Annotated in this window: 17 protein-coding genes and 1 pseudogene; 15 read left to right on the forward strand and 3 right to left on the reverse strand. The window is 62.2% G+C overall.

What is annotated here, in order from left to right; translation table 11 throughout:
- Window positions 1-74: 74 nt before the first annotated feature.
- Window positions 75-530 carry a MaoC family dehydratase gene (locus tag J3P84_RS03870; RefSeq protein WP_434627943.1) on the reverse strand — a complete coding sequence of 152 codons (456 nt, stop codon included), beginning with the start codon at window positions 528-530 and terminating at the stop codon, window positions 75-77.
- A gap of 188 nt (window positions 531-718) precedes the next feature.
- Between J3P84_RS03870 and J3P84_RS03875 the strand changes: the two genes are divergently transcribed.
- Genes J3P84_RS03875 through J3P84_RS03885 form a run of 3 tightly spaced genes read left to right on the forward strand, consistent with a single transcriptional unit; the run spans window position 719 to window position 2,398 of the window.
- Entirely contained in the window at window positions 719-1,084 is a 366-nt protein-coding gene (locus J3P84_RS03875) for a CidA/LrgA family protein (protein ID WP_434627946.1), read from the forward strand.
- A complete protein-coding gene (locus J3P84_RS03880) occupies window positions 1,081-1,797 on the forward strand; it encodes an LrgB family protein (RefSeq protein ID WP_305498569.1) in 717 nt (238 codons plus the stop codon). Before J3P84_RS03875 ends, J3P84_RS03880 begins: the two co-directional genes overlap by 4 nt.
- A 10-nt stretch (window positions 1,798-1,807) precedes the next feature.
- Window positions 1,808-2,398 carry an LON peptidase substrate-binding domain-containing protein gene (locus J3P84_RS03885; RefSeq protein WP_434571597.1) on the forward strand — a complete coding sequence of 197 codons (591 nt, stop codon included), beginning with the start codon at window positions 1,808-1,810 and terminating at the stop codon, window positions 2,396-2,398.
- A gap of 140 nt (window positions 2,399-2,538) precedes the next feature.
- Here J3P84_RS03885 and J3P84_RS03890 read toward each other — a convergent pair whose 3' ends face one another.
- Together J3P84_RS03890 and J3P84_RS03895 are read right to left on the reverse strand one after the other, a co-directional pair.
- Entirely contained in the window at window positions 2,539-3,855 is a 1,317-nt protein-coding gene (locus J3P84_RS03890; protein WP_434627950.1) for a bifunctional DedA family/phosphatase PAP2 family protein, read from the reverse strand.
- Window positions 3,856-4,073: 218 nt separating this feature from the next.
- Entirely contained in the window at window positions 4,074-4,754 is a 681-nt protein-coding gene (locus J3P84_RS03895; RefSeq protein WP_434627953.1) for a DNA-3-methyladenine glycosylase, read from the reverse strand.
- Between the two features lie 198 nt (window positions 4,755-4,952).
- Between J3P84_RS03895 and J3P84_RS03900 the strand changes: the two genes are divergently transcribed.
- From J3P84_RS03900 to lipA, 12 genes and pseudogenes are all read left to right on the forward strand, one after another.
- The gene (locus J3P84_RS03900; RefSeq protein ID WP_434627956.1) at window positions 4,953-6,224 is read left to right on the forward strand and encodes a glutamate-5-semialdehyde dehydrogenase; all 1,272 of its coding nucleotides are present in this window, start codon (window positions 4,953-4,955) and stop codon (window positions 6,222-6,224) included.
- 28 nt (window positions 6,225-6,252) lie between these two features.
- On the forward strand, window positions 6,253-6,924 hold the full coding sequence (gene nadD, locus J3P84_RS03905) for a nicotinate-nucleotide adenylyltransferase (protein ID WP_434574088.1): 672 nt from the start codon (window positions 6,253-6,255) through the stop codon (window positions 6,922-6,924).
- A gap of 72 nt (window positions 6,925-6,996) precedes the next feature.
- Window positions 6,997-7,491: a ribosome silencing factor gene (gene rsfS / locus J3P84_RS03910; RefSeq protein WP_434571605.1), complete on the forward strand. Its 495-nt coding sequence runs from the start codon at window positions 6,997-6,999 to the stop codon at window positions 7,489-7,491.
- Between the two features lie 9 nt (window positions 7,492-7,500).
- Window positions 7,501-7,968: a 23S rRNA (pseudouridine(1915)-N(3))-methyltransferase RlmH gene (gene rlmH, locus J3P84_RS03915; RefSeq protein ID WP_003185785.1), complete on the forward strand. Its 468-nt coding sequence runs from the start codon at window positions 7,501-7,503 to the stop codon at window positions 7,966-7,968.
- Window positions 7,969-7,978: 10 nt separating this feature from the next.
- Window positions 7,979-9,874 (forward strand): penicillin-binding protein 2, encoded by a 1,896-nt coding sequence (mrdA, locus tag J3P84_RS03920; protein ID WP_305498579.1) that lies wholly within the window; start codon window positions 7,979-7,981, stop codon window positions 9,872-9,874.
- A gap of 31 nt (window positions 9,875-9,905) precedes the next feature.
- Complete coding sequence (rodA, locus tag J3P84_RS03925; RefSeq protein ID WP_305501174.1) at window positions 9,906-11,009, forward strand: rod shape-determining protein RodA; 1,104 nt, start codon at window positions 9,906-9,908, stop codon at window positions 11,007-11,009.
- A gap of 17 nt (window positions 11,010-11,026) precedes the next feature.
- Window positions 11,027-12,037, forward strand: coding sequence for a lytic murein transglycosylase B (mltB, locus tag J3P84_RS03930; RefSeq protein WP_434627960.1), 1,011 nt, complete (start codon window positions 11,027-11,029; stop codon window positions 12,035-12,037).
- Window positions 12,037-13,063, forward strand: a pseudogene (locus J3P84_RS03935) (septal ring lytic transglycosylase RlpA family protein). Before mltB ends, J3P84_RS03935 begins: the two are co-directional and overlap by 1 nt.
- A gap of 311 nt (window positions 13,064-13,374) precedes the next feature.
- Window positions 13,375-14,532, forward strand: coding sequence for a D-alanyl-D-alanine carboxypeptidase family protein (locus tag J3P84_RS03940; RefSeq protein WP_434571608.1), 1,158 nt, complete (start codon window positions 13,375-13,377; stop codon window positions 14,530-14,532).
- 82 nt (window positions 14,533-14,614) lie between these two features.
- Window positions 14,615-14,890 (forward strand): DUF493 domain-containing protein, encoded by a 276-nt coding sequence (locus tag J3P84_RS03945; RefSeq protein ID WP_434627963.1) that lies wholly within the window; start codon window positions 14,615-14,617, stop codon window positions 14,888-14,890.
- Complete coding sequence (gene lipB / locus J3P84_RS03950; RefSeq protein ID WP_434627966.1) at window positions 14,890-15,537, forward strand: lipoyl(octanoyl) transferase LipB; 648 nt, start codon at window positions 14,890-14,892, stop codon at window positions 15,535-15,537. The genes J3P84_RS03945 and lipB overlap by 1 nt, the downstream gene beginning before the upstream one ends.
- 1 nt (window position 15,538) lies before the next feature.
- Window positions 15,539-16,561 (forward strand): lipoyl synthase, encoded by a 1,023-nt coding sequence (gene lipA / locus J3P84_RS03955; protein ID WP_014340371.1) that lies wholly within the window; start codon window positions 15,539-15,541, stop codon window positions 16,559-16,561.
- The last annotated feature ends 614 nt before the right edge of the window (window positions 16,562-17,175 follow it).

The raw sequence follows: 17,175 nt of genomic DNA on the forward strand, positions 1-17,175 counted from the left end.
GGCGACGAGTATGCCGCAGCTATGCGCGTTGAAGCGATGCGAAACTGCATGAGCGGTTTCGCGACCGCAAGGGCCTATACGAAGCAGAGTGACAGCGGCTCGGCGATATAGGCCGGTTTTTCCGAGCCTTCGATTTCCAGGGTGGCGGTGGCCTTGAGCAGCCATTGGCCAGGTTTCTTCTCGGTAACGTCCACCAGGTCGACCTTGAGCCGGACTTTGGAACCGACTTTCACTGGCTGGATGAAGCGCACGCTGTCCAGCCCGTAGTTGATCACCATCTTCACCCCCTTAGGAAGGAGCAGGATGTCTTCCATCAACTTGGGCATCAGCGACAGCGACAGGAACCCGTGGGCAATCGTGCTGCCGAACGGGGTCTGCGCGGCCTTGACCGGATCGACGTGGATGAACTGGAAGTCGCCGGTGGCTTCGGCGAACAGGTTGATACGCTCCTGGTCGATGGTCAGCCAGTCGGAGTATCCAAGTTCCTTGCCGACATAATCCTTGAGCTCTGCAACGGGAACGTAGGGCATTGAGACTCTCCTGGGTCATCTGTTCTATTTTTTCTGGAACGGGGATCTGTGTCCCCGCAAACCACTGTAGATCAACATGACCGGCGGGGCAGGTCATCGACCATGCTTTTTACGAATGCCGACCCATAGCGCGGGCGTGTTTATAATGCGCGCGCATGCTTGAACACGTGTTACAGGGGAGAGAACGGATGTTGCTACGGGGCCTGACCTGGCTGGTACTGTTCCAATTGCTGGGCACCGCCATCAATCATTTGTTCCTGCCGATCCTGCCGGGGCCGATCATTGGGCTGCTGCTGTTGCTGGGCTATCTGATCGTCCGTGGCGAAGTCAGCGAGCCGTTGAACCTTGCTGCCAGCAGCCTGCTGCGTTATCTGCCGTTGCTGCTGGTGCCGCCGGCGGTGGGGGTGATGGTCTATGCCCGGGCGATCGCTGCCGATTTCTGGGCCATCGTTGGCGCGCTGGTGTTGTCGCTGGTGCTCTCCGTGGCGCTGACGGGCGTGCTGATGCAACGTTTGGCCAGGCGCCATATCGTCGAGCCGGAGGATGCCCGATGATGTTCGATTGGCAGGGGGCCTGGACGTCGGTGATTCACCATCCACTGTTCGGCATCGGCATTACCCTGGGCGCCTACCAGTTGGTGTTGGCGGCGTATGAAAAGACCCGTTGGGTGTTCCTGCAGCCGGTATTGATGTCGATGGTGCTGTTGATTGTCGTGCTGGTCGGCTGCGGCATCAGCTACGCGGAATATCGCAAAAGCACCGAAATCCTCAGCATTTTGCTGGGCCCCGCGACCGTGGCGTTGGCGGTGCCGTTGTACCTGAACCTGCGGCGAATCCGCCAATTGTTCTGGCCGATTTTTACTACGCTGGTGATAGGCGGGGTGTTTGCCACCGGCTCAGCGGTGGTGCTGGGCTGGGCTTTTGGCGCCGAACACATGATTCTGATGACCATGGCGCCCAAGTCGGTCACCTCGCCGATCGCCATGTTGGTGGCCGAGCAGATCGGTGGCGTGGCGGCGATGGCGGCGGTGTTCGTGCTGATCACCGGGGTGCTTGGCGCGATCCTCGGCCCGAGCATTCTGACCCGGCTCGGTGTCCATAGCCCTGAGGCCCGGGGCATAGCCTTGGGGCTGACTGCCCATGCGGTGGGTACGTCGGTGGCCTTGCAGGAAAGCGAGGAGTCCGGTGCCTTCGCGGCGCTGGCGATGAGTCTGATGGGCGTGGCCACGGCGGTGCTGCTGCCGCTGGTGGTGTCGATGACGGTCTAAGGAACAGGTTATGAGCTTGCCGCTTTTCCCATTGAACACCGTGCTGTTTCCCGGTTGCATCCTCGACCTGCAGATTTTCGAGGCACGTTACCTCGATATGATCGGGCGCTGCATGAAAAAAGGCGAAGGCTTCGGGGTGGTCTGCATCCTTGACGGCGAAGAGGTCGGTATCGCGCCCGACGGTTATGCCCGGGTGGGCTGCGAGGCGCTGATTACCGACTTCTCCCAGCAGGACAACGGCCTGCTGGGCATTCGTGTGCAGGGCGGCCGGCGCTTCATCGTGCATGCCAGCAGTGTCCAGCCGGATCAACTGACTGTCGCTGAAATCGAGTGGCTGGAAGACGAGCCGGAGCAACCGCTGCAGGACGAGGATGCCGACCTGGTGGCGCTGCTCAGGGCCCTGGCGGAACACCCGATGGTCGAGGCGCTGAACATGGGCACCGAGGCTACCGGTCAGCAGTCATTGGCCAATCAACTGGCCTATCTGCTGCCATTCAACGAACTGGACAAGATCGACCTGCTGCAGCTCGACGACCCGCAGCAGCGCCTGGATGCGATCCAGGCCTTGCTGGATGAGTTGCAGGGTGAGCTGTTTGCCTAAGGTGCTGACCGTCAGATCAATGCGGACCTCTGTGGGAGCGAGCCTGCTCGCGAAAGCGGTGGGTCAGCTGGCAGATGTGCTGAATGACACTCCGCTTTCGCGAGCAGGCTCGCTCCCACAGGGGGGGCGGCGTCTGCGCTTTAGTAGGCATACCGCAACATCGCATGCGGAAGGTGCCGCAGGGCGAAGAAGCTGAACGCCGCCGCCAGCGCCGGCAGGACCAGCCACCAGACTTTCGGCGACATGGCGCGCAGCGGTTCCTGGCGCTGGCTTAGCCAGAGGACAGCGGCGCAGACCGTGGCGGCGAGCACGGCACCGGCGACAATGTCGCTCGGCCAGTGGGCGCCCAGGTACACCCGCGACAAGGCAATCGCCAGCGCAGGTAACGAGCCGAGCAGCAGCCAGGTCAGGCGCAGGCGCGGTGGTTGGCCGCGGCCGGCCAGTATCGCCAGGCTCAGGAACAGGGCGAAAGCGCCGGAGGCGTGGCCGCTGGGCATGCTGTAGCTGGTCAAGGGTTCGCTGAGGATCTCAGGGCGCACGCGGGCGAAAAACAGTTTCAATCCAGTGTTGGCCAGGGCCGTGAGCAGCATCGTGCCGCCGGCAAAGATTGCCTGCCGCCATTGTCGTGCAAACAGCAGCAACACGGTCACCAGGCTGCAGACGATCAACATGTAGCGGAATTCACCGATCAGCGTGAACGTCACGGCAATCTCGTCCAGGGTCGCGCTGCGATGCTCCTGCACCAGGGTCATCAGGCCCTGGTCGAAGGCTGTGAGGTAACGAAAGCCGACAAACAGGCCGATCAGGATCGCCAGACCGACACTTGCGATGATCGCTGAGGCATGGCGATGACGACGCAGGCTGCTATTGACACTCAGCCCGAGCATCACGGCGATGCTGCCGATGACCACGCCGGCCTGCGGCCAGAAACCTTCGGGCAACGGCAGGCGGAACGCCGCGCCGGTGGCCCAGCCCGGCAGCAGGTAGGCTACGGTCCAGCCCGCCGCGGCGAGCACGCTGACGGCGGCGAAGCGTGGGAACGGCATGTCGCACATCCCGGCTACCATCGGCAGCATCGGCCTCAACGGTCCGATAAACCGCCCCACCAGCAGGCTGGCGATGCCATAGCGCTGGAAGTAGCTCTCGGCCGCGCTCATCCATTCCGGATGTTGCCGCAGCCCCGGCAGGCGCCGGATGTTCTGGTGGAAATGCCGGCCGAGGAAATAGGACACCAGATCCCCCAGCAGCCCCCCCAAAAGGCCCAGCAACAACGTCTCGCCCAAGGACAAAGCGCCGCTGCCGGCCAGCACCGCAATCGCGAATAACAGCACGGTGCCCGGCACGATCAACCCGGCGATGGCCAGGCATTCAATACAAGCAACGACAAACACCGCCACCGCCAGCCATTGCGGGTTGACGGTCAGCCAGCCGGTAATGCTATCGAGCCAAGGGCCCATAAGGACAACTCCATTTATTGTTCAAACCGCATGTTTTTACTGTGGGAGCGAGCCAGCTCGCTCCCACAAGGTAACTCCGGGTGTAGCCAAAATCCGCGTCCACTGAAGATCCAATGTGGGAGCGAGCCTGCTCGCGAAAGCGGTGTATCAGTCAACATCAATGGTGCAGGACTGTCCTCTTCGCGAGCAGGCTCGCTCCCACAGGGCAAATTGTCGATTCAGGAAAGCAGAAAATAATCCCGCCCCTCGACCTGCCCGCGTCGCAACGGGTTGCGGGTGCACCATGGCGCATAGGCGGCGTCGACGAAGCGGTAAAGCAGGTGCTCATCTCGTCCCAGCGGGATGCCCAGGCGAGTGGCCTGGATCACATTGACCGTCGGCACCCCCACATCCTCCACCAGCAGGCGTTCAGGGTCGAAGCGTCTGGCGTCCCAGTCCGGCACTTTCAGGCCCAGCGCCTTGCACAGCAAGGTCTGTCCGGCACAAAGTTTCTGCGGCGTACGTGGCCGGCCTTGGGCATCGGGGTTGTTCAGCAACATCTGCGCCAAGCTTGCCGGGCCGCTGATGGCATCCACCCAGGGATACGCCGATTTGATCAATACGGCATTGCCGGGGCCTTGGGCGCTGAAATTCAGCGAATCGCCGCCCCGCGCGTAGTACATATAGATGTGGCCACCATCCAGAAACAAAGCCTTACGCTTTTCCGTGTAGCCCAACGAGGCGTGGCTGCCCTTTTCGGCGAAGTAATACGCTTCGGTCTCGATGATCCTCGCGCTCAGCCACAGGTCGCCAACCTTGTGGCGAATCACCTTGCCCAGCAGATCCTTGGCAAGCTCCTGGGCGTCGCGGTCAAAAAAAGCGTGTGGCAAAGCAGTGGGCATCGGAGGCGAATCGGTCATGGTCATGGACGGAACAGGGCCAAAAGTAGCGAGATGATAACAATGGAAAGCTTAATTACCGCTGAACATTCACGGAAACACTAGCGATTCATGCCGGTTTTGCTTCTCCGCCGGTCACCGCTGTCAGTCCATGCTGTTAGTCGCGGGTTACGACAGCTATAATCTGCCGCTTTCCTCTTTGCCAAGACCACACAGACCATGACTGAGTCCGTTCTTGACTACATGACCCGCCTGGGTCGCGCCGCCCGCGAAGCGTCGCGCATCATCGGTCGTGCCAGCACCGCGCAGAAAAACCGCGCCCTGCAGGCCGCCGCCAATGCGCTGGACGCTGCGCGCGCCGAGTTGTCCGCCGCCAACGAGCTGGACCTGGCCGCCGGCCGGGCCAATGGGCTCGAGCCGGCCATGCTTGAGCGCCTGGCGCTGACCCCGGCACGCATCGACGGCATGATCGTCGGTCTGCGTCAGGTGGCGGCTCTGCCGGACCCGGTCGGGGCGATCCGCGACATGAGCTATCGGCCGTCGGGTATCCAGGTCGGCAAGATGCGCGTACCGCTGGGTGTGGTCGGGATCATCTACGAGTCGCGGCCGAACGTGACCATCGACGCCGCGAGCCTGTGCCTGAAGTCGGGTAACGCGACCATCCTGCGCGGCGGTTCCGAGGCGATCCATTCGAACCGTGCGATTGCCGCCTGCATCCAGCGCGGGCTGGCCGAAGCCAACCTGCCGGCAGCGGTCGTGCAAGTGGTGGAAACCACCGACCGCGCCGCGGTCGGCGCGTTGATCACCATGCCCGAGTTCGTCGACGTCATCGTCCCGCGTGGCGGCAAGGGCCTGATCGAACGGGTCAGCCGCGACGCCCGCGTACCGGTGATCAAGCACCTGGACGGCATCTGCCATGTCTACGTCAGCGCCCACGCCGAATTGCCCAAGGCCCAGCGCATCGCCTTCAATGCCAAGACCTACCGTTATGGCATTTGCGGCGCGATGGAGACCCTGCTGGTGGACCAGGCCGTTGCCGGGGATTTCCTGCCATCGATGGCGGCCCAGTTCCGCGAAAAAGGCGTCGAGCTGCGTGGCTGCGAGCGCACCCGGGCGATCATCGAGGCCGCAGTCGCGACGCCAGGGGACTGGGACACCGAATACCTCGCGCCGATCCTGTCGATCCGCGTGGTGGACGGGCTGGACCAGGCCATCGAGCACATCAATCGCCACGGATCCCACCACACCGATTCCATCGTCAGCGAGCACCAGGGCGAAACCCGGCGCTTCGTGGCTGAAGTGGACTCGGCGTCGGTGATGATCAACACCCCGACCTGTTTTGCCGACGGCTTCGAATACGGATTGGGTGCCGAGATCGGCATTTCTACTGATAAGCTGCATGCCCGTGGCCCGGTGGGCCTGGAAGGCCTGACCTGCGAGAAGTACATCGTGGTCGGCGACGGCCAGTTGCGCGGACAGGAGCCAGCCTGACTTGGGCGACCTCGACCCACTGGCCTCCATGACTACGCCCGCTGTGACGGCGACCGCGCCAAAGCGCATCGGTATCCTGGGCGGTACGTTCGACCCGGTGCACATCGGCCATTTGCGCGGTGCGCTGGAAGTCGCCGATGCCCTGGCCCTCGATGAGCTGCGCCTGACGCCCAGCGCCCGGCCACCTCATCGGGATACGCCGCAGGTGTCGGCGCAGGATCGCCTGGCGATGGTCGAGTGCGCGGTGGCCGGTGTGGCGCCGTTGGTGGTGGACGCCCGCGAATTGCAGCGGGACAAACCGTCCTACACCATTGATACCCTGGAGCTGATGCGCGCCGAGCTGGCCGCCGATGCCCAGGTTTTCCTGCTTCTGGGCTGGGACGCATTTTGCGGCCTGCCCACTTGGCACCGCTGGGAAGAGTTGCTCCAGCATTGCCACATCCTGGTGCTGCAACGCCCGGATGCCGACAGCGAACCGCCGGATGCCTTGCGCAACCTGCTGGCGGCGCGCTCGGTGAGCGACCCGCTGGCCCTCAAGGGGCCGAGCGGACAGATTGCATTCGTCTGGCAGACGCCGCTCGCGGTATCCGCCACCCAGATCCGTCAACTGCTGGCCAGCGGTAAGTCGGTACGTTTCCTGGTGCCCGACGCGGTCCTGGCCTACATCGATGCGCACGGTCTGTACCGTGCGTCGAACTGAACAAGGCGTGCTCCGCCGACACGAATCAACGTGTACCGAAGCGCCCGAACATACGAGCAAAACGAGTTTTATATGACTGACAAAGACCTGAACAAAGTAAAGCGCAAGGGCACTTTCAAGAGCGCCCCGCTGCCGGTAGAAGCGCCAACCGGCGTGGCGCTGGTCGGTGAAGAACTGGTCAAGGTGGCCGTGGCGGCCCTGGAAGACGTCAAGGCCCAGGATATCCAGGTGATCGACGTTCGCGAAAAGCAGAGCATCACCGACTACATGATCATCGCCACCGGTACTTCGAACCGCCAGATCGGCGCGATGCTCGACAAGGTCCGCGAAGCGGTGAAGGCCCAGGGCGTCAAGCCGTTGGGCGAAGAAGGCAAGGGCGACAGCGACTGGGTCCTGCTGGACATGGACGACGTCATCGTGCACATGATGACCGCCTCGGCGCGCCAGTTCTATGACCTGGAGCGCCTGTGGGCCGGTGCCGAGCAGAGCCGTTCGGCCAGCGCCGCGCACCACAGCCCGGAAAACACCCATGAGCACTTCACCAAGCTCAACAAAGACCAGCAATAAGGGATCGCTGTGCGACTGCGCCTGATCGCCGTCGGTTCTCGCATGCCCAAGTGGGTGGAAGAAGGCTGGCATGAATATGCCAAGCGTCTTCCGTCCGAGCTGGCTTTGGAACTGGTGGAAATTCCGCTCAATACCCGCGGCAAGAACGCCGACGTGGCGCGCTTTATCCGCCAGGAAGGTGAAGCCATGCTGGCCAAGGTCGGGCCGAACGAGCGCATCGTCACACTCGAAGTTCATGGCAAGCCCTGGAGTACCGAGCAACTGGCGGTGGAGCTCGATCGCTGGCGGCTGGATTCGCGCACGGTCAATTTCATGGTCGGCGGTCCGGAAGGGCTGGCGCCGGAAGTCTGCGCCCGGGCCGATCAACGCTGGTCGTTGTCGCCCCTGACGTTGCCGCATCCGCTGGTGCGGATCCTGATCGGTGAACAGTTGTATCGTGCCTGGACAGTCCTGTCCGGGCACCCTTATCACAAGTAATCCTGCCCTCATGCCTCAGCCGATCCGCATCAAGGACCACGAAAAAGACGCCCGCCTGGTGCGGGGCCGCGTCGTGTTCGGCGCCATTACCGTGGTCACGCTGATCGGCGTGCTGATCGCGCGGCTGTATTTCCTCCAGGTGATCCAGTACGAGTACCACTCGACCCTGTCGGAAAGTAACCGCGTGCATGTGCAGCCGATCCCGCCGACCCGCGGGCTGATTTTCGACCGCAATGGCGTGGTGGTGGCCGATAACCGGCCGAGCTTCAGCCTGAGCATGACCCGCGAGCGGTCCGGTGACTGGCAGAAAGTCCTCGACGTGATCGTCGAAGTGCTGCAACTGACCCCCGAGGACCGGGCGATCTTCGAGAAGCGCATGCGCCAGGGCCGGCGCCCCTTCGAGCCGGTGCCGATCATGTTCGAGCTGACCGAAGAACAGATCGCCCTGATCGCGGTTAACCAGTTCCGCCTGCCGGGCGTCGAGGTGGTGGCGCAGTTGGTGCGGCATTATCCCCAGGGGCCGCACTTCGCCCACTCGGTCGGCTACATGGGGCGGATCAACGAAAAAGAGCTCAAGACCCTCGATCCGGTCAACTACAGCGGCACCCACCATATCGGCAAGACCGGCATCGAGCGCTTCTACGAGGCCGAGCTGCACGGCCAGGTCGGCTACGAGGAGGTCGAGACCAACGCTCGCGGCCGCGTACTGCGCGTGCTCAAGCGTACCGACCCGATTCCAGGCAAGGACATCGTCCTGAGCCTCGACATCAAGTTGCAGGAAGCCGCCGAAGCGGCGCTGGGTGGACGCCGTGGCGCGGTGGTTGCGCTGGACCCGAACACCGGCGAAGTCCTGGCGATGGTCAGCCAGCCGAGTTTCGACCCGAACCTGTTCGTCACCGGCATCAGCTTCAAGGCCTACGCCGAGCTGCGCGATTCCATCGACCGGCCGTTGTTCAACCGCGTGCTGCGTGGCCTTTATCCGCCGGGTTCGACCATCAAGCCGGCCGTGGCGATTGCCGGGCTGGATGCCGGAGTGGTGACCGCGTCGAGCCGGGTCTATGACCCGGGTTATTACCAATTGCCCAACTACGACCACAAGTACCGTAACTGGAACCGCACCGGTGACGGCTACGTGGACCTGGAAGCGGCGATCATGCGGTCCAACGACACCTACTTCTATGACTTGGCCCACAAGCTGGGGATTGATCGGCTGTCGTCCTACATGAACAAGTTCGGCCTTGGTCAGAAAGTCTCCCTGGACATGTTCGAAGAGTCTCCGGGCCTGATGCCGTCCCGGGAATGGAAGCGGGCGACTCGCCGCCAGGCCTGGTTCCCCGGCGAAACCCTGATCCTGGGGATCGGCCAGGGCTACATGCAGGCCACGCCGCTGCAACTGGCCCAGGCCACGGCGCTGGTGGCGAGCAAAGGCAAATGGTATCGGCCGCACCTGGCGAAGACCATCGAAGGCCAGAAACCGGTGGACCCGGACCCGATGCCGGACATCATCCTGCGCAACCCGTCGGACTGGCAGAAGGTCAACAACGGCATGCAGCAGGTCATGCACGGCGCCCGGGGTACCGCGCGCAAGGCGGCCATCGGCGCGCAATACCGCATTGCCGGCAAGAGCGGTACCGCCCAGGTGGTAGCGATCAAGCAGGGCGAGAAGTACGACCGCTCCAAGGTCCAGGAACGCCATCGCGACCACGCCTTGTTCGTTGGCTTCGCGCCCGCCGAGAACCCGAAGATCGTCGTGTCGGTGATGGTCGAGAACGGTGAATCCGGCTCCGGCGTCGCCGCGCCGGTGGTGCGCCAGATCATGGACGCCTGGCTGCTGGATGAGCACGGCCAGCTCAAGCCCGAATTCGCAAGCCCCATCAGCGCGGAGGCTACGGCCCGTGAAGAATAATTTCGACCGTATCCTCTCCAGCGAAGATGTGATGCGCCGTCGCGCCACCTTGCTGCAGCGCATGCACATCGACGGTCCGTTGCTGATCCTGTTGCTGACGCTGGCCGCCGGCAGCCTGTTCGTGCTGTATTCGGCCAGTGGCAAGAGCTGGGACCTGCTGGCCAAGCAGGCCACCTCGTTCGGCATCGGCCTGGTGTCGATGATCGTCATCGCCCAGCTCGAACCACGGTTCATGGCGCGCTGGGTGCCGCTGGCCTACGTGGTCGGCGTGGGTTTGCTGGTAGTGGTCGACATCATGGGCCACAACGCCATGGGCGCCACCCGCTGGATCAACATCCCCGGGGTGATCCGCTTCCAGCCTTCGGAATTTCTCAAGATCATCATGCCCGCGACCATTGCCTGGTACTTGTCCAAGCGGTCCTTGCCGCCGCAGCTCAAGCATGTGTGTATCAGTCTGTTGCTGATCGGCATTCCGTTCATTCTCATCGTCCGCCAGCCGGACCTCGGCACCTCGCTGCTGATCCTCGCCGGGGGTGCGTTCGTGCTGTTCATGGGCGGGTTGCGCTGGCGCTGGATCCTCAGCGTGATCGCCGCCGCCGTGCCGGTGTCGGTGGCCATGTGGTATTTCGTGATGCACGACTACCAGAAGCAGCGGGTACTGACCTTCCTCGACCCGGAAAGCGATCCGCTGGGCACCGGCTGGAACATCATCCAGTCCAAGGCCGCCATCGGTTCCGGCGGGGTGTTCGGCAAAGGCTGGCTGATGGGCACCCAGTCGCACCTGGACTTTTTGCCAGAAAGCCACACCGACTTCATCATCGCCGTGATGGGCGAGGAGTTCGGCCTGGTGGGCATTTGCGTGCTGTTGCTGATCTATCTGCTGTTGATCGGGCGCGGGCTGGTGATTACCGCCCAGGCCCAGACGCTGTTCGGCAAGTTGCTGGCGGGCAGCCTGACCATGACGTTTTTTGTTTATGTTTTCGTCAACATCGGTATGGTCAGTGGCCTGCTGCCGGTGGTGGGGGTGCCGTTGCCGTTCATTAGCTACGGAGGAACTTCGCTGGTGACGCTACTGTCAGCGTTTGGGGTTTTGATGTCGATCCATACGCATCGCAAGTGGATCGCGCAGGTTTGAATAAGGTGAAGAGTTCAATGCAAGCAATGCGTGGCTGGTCGACGCGATATGCGCCGTGGGTCGGCCTGGTCGGCTTCCTGGGCTGTGCGCCGCAGGCCCTGGCCGGCGAATACGAAGGCTCGCCGCAGGTGGCCGAATTCGTCGGTGAGATGACTCGCGACTACGGTTTTGCCGGCGAACAGCTGATGGGGGTGTTTCGCGAGGCCGAGCGCAAGCAGTCGATCCTCGACGCGATTTCCCGGCCCGCCGAGCGGGTCAAGCAGTGGAGCGAGTACCGGCCGATGTTCATCACCGAGGCGCGTATCGCCCGGGGTGTGGACTTCTGGCGCCAGCACGAAGCCGCCCTGGCCCGCGCCGAGCAGGAATATGGCGTACCGGCCCAGGTCATCGTATCGATTATCGGCGTCGAGACCTTCTTCGGCCGCAACACCGGGAATTTCCGGGTGATCGACGCCTTGTCGACCCTGGGCTTCGATTACCCGCCGCGCGCCGAGTTCTTCCGCAAGGAACTACGCGAATTCCTCCTGCTGGCCCGTGAAGAGCAGGTCGATCCGCTGACCCTCAAGGGCTCCTACGCCGGGGCCATGGGCTTGCCACAATTTATGCCCAGCAGTTTCCGCGCCTATGCGGTGGACTTCGACGGCGACGGCCACATCAATATCTGGACCAACCCGACCGATGCCATCGGCAGTGTTGCCAGTTATTTCAAACGGCATGGCTGGGAGGCCGGCGAGCCTGTGGTCAGCCTTGCGGACGTGCTTGGCGACCAGGTGGACCAAGGCCTGACCACGGGTATCGAGCCGACAAAAACCGTCGGGGAGTTGCGAGCGCTGGGCTGGTCGAGTCATGATGCGCTGCGTGACGACATGCCGGTCACCGCGATGCGCCTGGAAGGCGAGCAGGGCCCCGAATACTGGATGGGCCTGAAGAATTTCTACGCGATTACGCGTTATAACCGCAGCGTGATGTACGCCATGGCCGTATATCAACTGTCTGAAGAGCTGGTCAAAGCACGGGGCGTCAAATAATGCGGGCAATGCCTACCTATCAACCCCTGAAAGCCAGGCCCCTCAAGCTGGTGGCATTGGCGGCGCTGTCTTTGCTGGTCGTGAGCTGTTCGACCAGTCGCGCACCGACCCAGAAAAGTCCCAACGTCGTGCGGGCCACACCGGGCCTGGACATCAACCGGGCCCACAAGGATGGCGCGCCGTGGTGGGATGTCGATGTCTCGCGCATTCCCGACGCGACACCGACCCTGCACACCGGCCCCTACAAGGCCAACCCGTATACGGTGCTGGGCAAGACCTATTTCCCGATGGCCGAATCCAAGCGCTATGTCGCCTCGGGCACGGCTTCCTGGTATGGCACCAAGTTCCACGGCCAGAACACCGCCAATGGCGAGGTCTACGACCTGTATGGCATGAGCGCCGCGCACAAGACCCTGCCGCTGCCCAGTTATGTGCGGGTGACCAACCTGGACAACAACAAGAGCGTGATCCTGCGGGTCAACGACCGTGGGCCGTTCTATTCCGACCGCATCATCGACTTGTCGTATGCAGCGGCGAAAAAGCTCGGTTACGCTGAAACCGGCACCGCCCGTGTCAAGGTCGAAGGCATCGATCCGCAGGAATGGTGGGCCCAGCGTGGCCGTCCGGCGCCTTTGATGCTCAACGAACCAAAAGTGGCGCAAAATGCCGCGCCGACCGTGACGGCCTCCACCGGCACGGTCGAGCAATGGACGCCGCCGCCGCAGCAACACGCCGCGGCCGTGGTGCCGGTGCAGATCGATGCAAAAAAAAAACGCTTCTGCAACAGCCTCTGGCCAGTATCTGCAAGTGGGCGCGTTCGCCAACCCGGACGCTGCAGAACTGTTGAGGTCGAAGCTGAGCTCGATGGTCAGCGCGCCGGTGTTCATCAGCTCGATCGTGCGCAACCAGCAGACCCTGCATCGAGTGCGCCTGGGGCCGATCGGTTCTCCGGGTGAGGTCCAGCAAGTGCAAAATAGCGTGCGCCTGGCCAATCTCGGTTCGCCGAGCCTGGTCACGTCCGAATGATTGATTGAGGGCCCGCTCGTGGTTTGGGCGGGTCAGGTTGTTGGCTCCACGAATAACAAAAGCCCGGCAGGGGTTGTGAGTGAGCAACTTAAATACGCGGCAGCTCGAGGGTTTGTATGAGAAGTCGCCGAGCGGCGATCAGGCAAGGCGAAAACAGGCGAGGAAGCGGAGTTGACTGGTTGTCAATGAGCATTCCGAGCCTGTTTTCAACGCAGCATGATCGTCGCGCAGGCACTTTTCATACAAAGCCTAGAAAGCTGCCTGTTTAGTTTTTGCCTACGGGCAGTCCCATTAGCGATTTCGAGAGACGGATGAACATCACCACCTTTGCCAAACGCCTTTGCCTGCTAGTCCCGCTGCTTCTCTCTCCGGCCGCGTTCGCGGTCGAGATGATGCCTTCGCCTCCGCAACTGGCGGCCAAAGCCTATGTCCTCATGGATGCCAGCAGCGGCAATGTGCTGGTAGAGAACAATGGTGACCAGCGCCTGCCACCGGCCAGCCTGACCAAGCTGATGACCGCGTACATCGCCACGCTGGAGATCCGTCGCGGCCAGATCGGTGAGAACGATCCGGTGACCGTCAGCGAAAACGCCTGGCGCACCGGCGGTTCGCGGATGTTCATCAAGGTCGGTTCGCAAGTGACCGTCAGCGACCTGCTGCACGGCATCATCATCCAGTCCGGCAACGACGCCAGCGTCGCCCTGGCCGAGCACATCGCCGGCAGCGAAGACGCGTTCGCCGACATGATGAACAAGACGGTCGCCGACCTGGGCATGACCAACAGCCACTTCATGAACCCGACCGGCCTGCCGAACCCCGAGCATTATTCCTCGGCTCACGACATGGCGATCCTGGCCCGGGCAATCATCCACGAAGACCCTGCGCATTACGCCATTTATTCCCAGAAGGAATTCTTCTGGAACGGCATCAAGCAGCCTAACCGCAACCTGTTGCTGTGGCGCGACAAGACCGTCGATGGCCTGAAGACCGGCCACACCGAGGAGGCTGGCTACTGCATGGTGTCTTCGGCGGTTCGTGACGGCATGCGCCTGATCGCCGTGGTGTTCGGCACCAACAGCGAAGTGGCCCGCGCCGCCGAGACCCAGAAGCTGCTGACCTACGGTTTCCGTTTCTTCGAAACCCAGACCTTCTACCAGAAGGGCACCGAACTGGCCCAGGCCCAGGTGTGGAAAGGCACCAGCAACCAGGTGAAAGCCGGCCTGGCGCAGGACCTGACCATGACCTTGCCTAAAGGCCAGCTCAAGAAGCTTGCCGCCAGCATGACCATGAACCCTCAGCTGACCGCGCCTATCGCCAAGGGTGACGTGATCGGCAAGGTCGAAGTCAAACTGGACGACAAGGTGGTGCACAGCGCCGACCTGATCGCGCTGGACGCGGTCGAGGAAGGTGGTATTTTCCGCCGCATGTGGGATAGCATCCGTCTATTCTTCTACGGCTTGTTCAACTGATTTCGAGTGTTGACCTGCATGGCCCCGTTCCTTTCCGGTGCGGGGCCATGTTCGTTATCACGGCTTGCGAGGCCGTTACGCCATGACAGACTCCGAAGTAAAAGCGCCAAAGATCGAATTTCCCTGCGCGGATTATCCGATCAAGGTAATCGGCGATACCGGTGTGGGCTTCAAGGACAAGATCATCGCGATCCTTGAAAAACACGCCACCGTTGACCACAACACCCTGGCCGAGCGCCAGAGTACCAACGGCAAATACACGACCATCCAGTTGCACATCATTGCCACCGGCCAGGAACAGCTCTACGACATCAACAGCGAGCTGCGAGCGACCGGTTTCGTGCATATGGTGTTGTGATGCCGGGCACGCTGGGCTTTCGCGAGCTGGGCAGCATGGCTTACGAGCCGGTCTGGCACGCCATGCAGCGCTTCACGAACGAACGTGGCACCAGCGCCGACGACGAAGTCTGGCTGGTGGAACACCCGCCGGTGTTCACCCAGGGCCAGGCCGGCAAGGCCGAGCACTTGCTGCTGCCGGGCGATATCCCGGTGGTGAAGGTCGACCGGGGCGGGCAGGTGACTTACCATGGCCCCGGCCAACTGGTTGCCTACCTGTTGCTGGATGTGCGCAAGCTGGGGTTCGGCGTGCGCGAGCTGGTCACTCGCATGGAAACATGCCTGATCGAGCTGCTCGCCAGCTACGGCGTGACCGCGGCGGCCAAGCCGGATGCACCGGGCGTCTACGTCGACGGGTCGAAGATCGCCTCGCTCGGCTTGCGCATCCGCCATGGCTGTTCGTTCCATGGCCTGGCGCTGAACGTGGACATGAATCTTGAACCGTTTAGACGGATTAATCCCTGTGGCTATGCAGGGCTGGCAATGACCCAGCTGCGCGATCACACAGGATCGATTGAATTTGCCGAGGTAAGTGCCCGGCTGCGCGCGCAGCTCGTCAAACACCTCGACTATGCTGAGCAGACGACCCTCACGGGCGGAATCGACTGATATGACTACTGATGCAGTGCAAACCATGATCCCGACGCTGGACGTCACCGAACGTCCGGCCCCGCGTGCCAAGGTAGAGGCCGGCGTCAAGCTGCGCGGCGCCGAGAAGGTTGCACGCATTCCGGTCAAGATCATCCCGACCACCGAACTGCCGAAGAAACCCGACTGGATCCGCGTGCGCATCCCGGTCTCTCCGGAAGTCGACCGGATCAAGGCCCTGCTCCGCAAGCACAAGCTGCACAGCGTCTGCGAAGAAGCCTCCTGCCCGAACCTGGGCGAGTGCTTCTCCGGCGGCACCGCGACGTTCATGATCATGGGCGACATCTGCACCCGTCGTTGCCCGTTCTGCGACGTCGGCCATGGCCGTCCGAAGCCATTGGACACCAACGAGCCGGAAAGCCTGGCCATCGCCATCGCCGACCTGAAGCTGAAATACGTGGTCATCACCTCGGTGGACCGTGACGACCTGCGTGACGGCGGTGCCCAGCACTTCGCCGACTGCATCCGCGAGATTCGCAAGCTGTCGCCGAACGTGCAGCTGGAAACCCTGGTGCCTGATTACCGTGGCCGCATGGACATTGCCTTGGAAATCACCGCCGCCGAGCCGCCGGATGTGTTCAACCACAACCTGGAAACCGTGCCACGCCTGTACAAGGCTGCGCGTCCGGGTTCGGACTACCAGTGGTCGCTGACCCTGCTGCAGCGTTTCAAGCAGATGATGCCGCATATTCCGACCAAGTCTGGCTTGATGCTGGGCCTGGGTGAGACTGATGAGGAAGTCATCGAGGTCATGAAGCGCATGCGTGAGCACGACATCGACATGCTGACCCTGGGCCAATACCTGCAGCCTTCCCGTAGCCATTTGCCGGTGCAGCGTTTTGTGCATCCGGATACCTTTGCCTGGTTTGCGGAGGAGGGGTACAAGATGGGCTTCAAGAACGTTGCTTCGGGGCCGTTGGTGCGGTCTTCTTATCATGCGGATGAGCAGGCTAAGTTGGTCAAGGCTGAGCTTTTGGGTTCCTGAGTTTTTTGGGGGTATATCCGTTTTTTGCGTAATGGCGGCTGACGGTTCCGCTCTTACAGCGGGTCACTTTTATAAAGCGCAAAAGTAACCAAAACGCTTTTGCCCCACCACTCGGTGCCTCGCCTAGGCTCGGCATGCCTGAACGCAGGCATTGCTCCGTGGGCCGCCGCGAAGGGCCATCCCTGGCCCAGCGCGGCTACCTCGGCATCCATGCCGAGGTGCCCACTACGCAACACCTCCGTTCAGCCAGCGTGGTTAACGGGGCGCCGAAATCAACGTCCACCGCGAGGCGGCCTTAGGGCCGACCTGGTTTGTCGGGATTGCGTTTCTTCTGTGGGAGCGAGCCTGCTCGCGAAGGCAGTGTGCCAGCCAATGAAGATGTTGGATGTGACGGCCCCTTCGCGGGCAAGCCCTCTCCCACAAGGGGCTGCGTTGTACGCAAATTTTGTGGTTGCTGAAGATCAATTGTGGGAGCGGGCTTGCTCGCGAAAGCGGATTGTCAGTCGATGAAAATGTTGGATGTGCTGGCCTCTTCGCGAGCAGGCTCGCTCCCACAGTGATTCTCTGTACGTCGTGAAATCTGCGTCAGCCGAAGATCGAATGTGGGAGCGAGC

This window comes from Pseudomonas sp. Z1-29, assembly GCF_051131995.1.
Lineage (GTDB): Bacteria > Pseudomonadota > Gammaproteobacteria > Pseudomonadales > Pseudomonadaceae > Aquipseudomonas.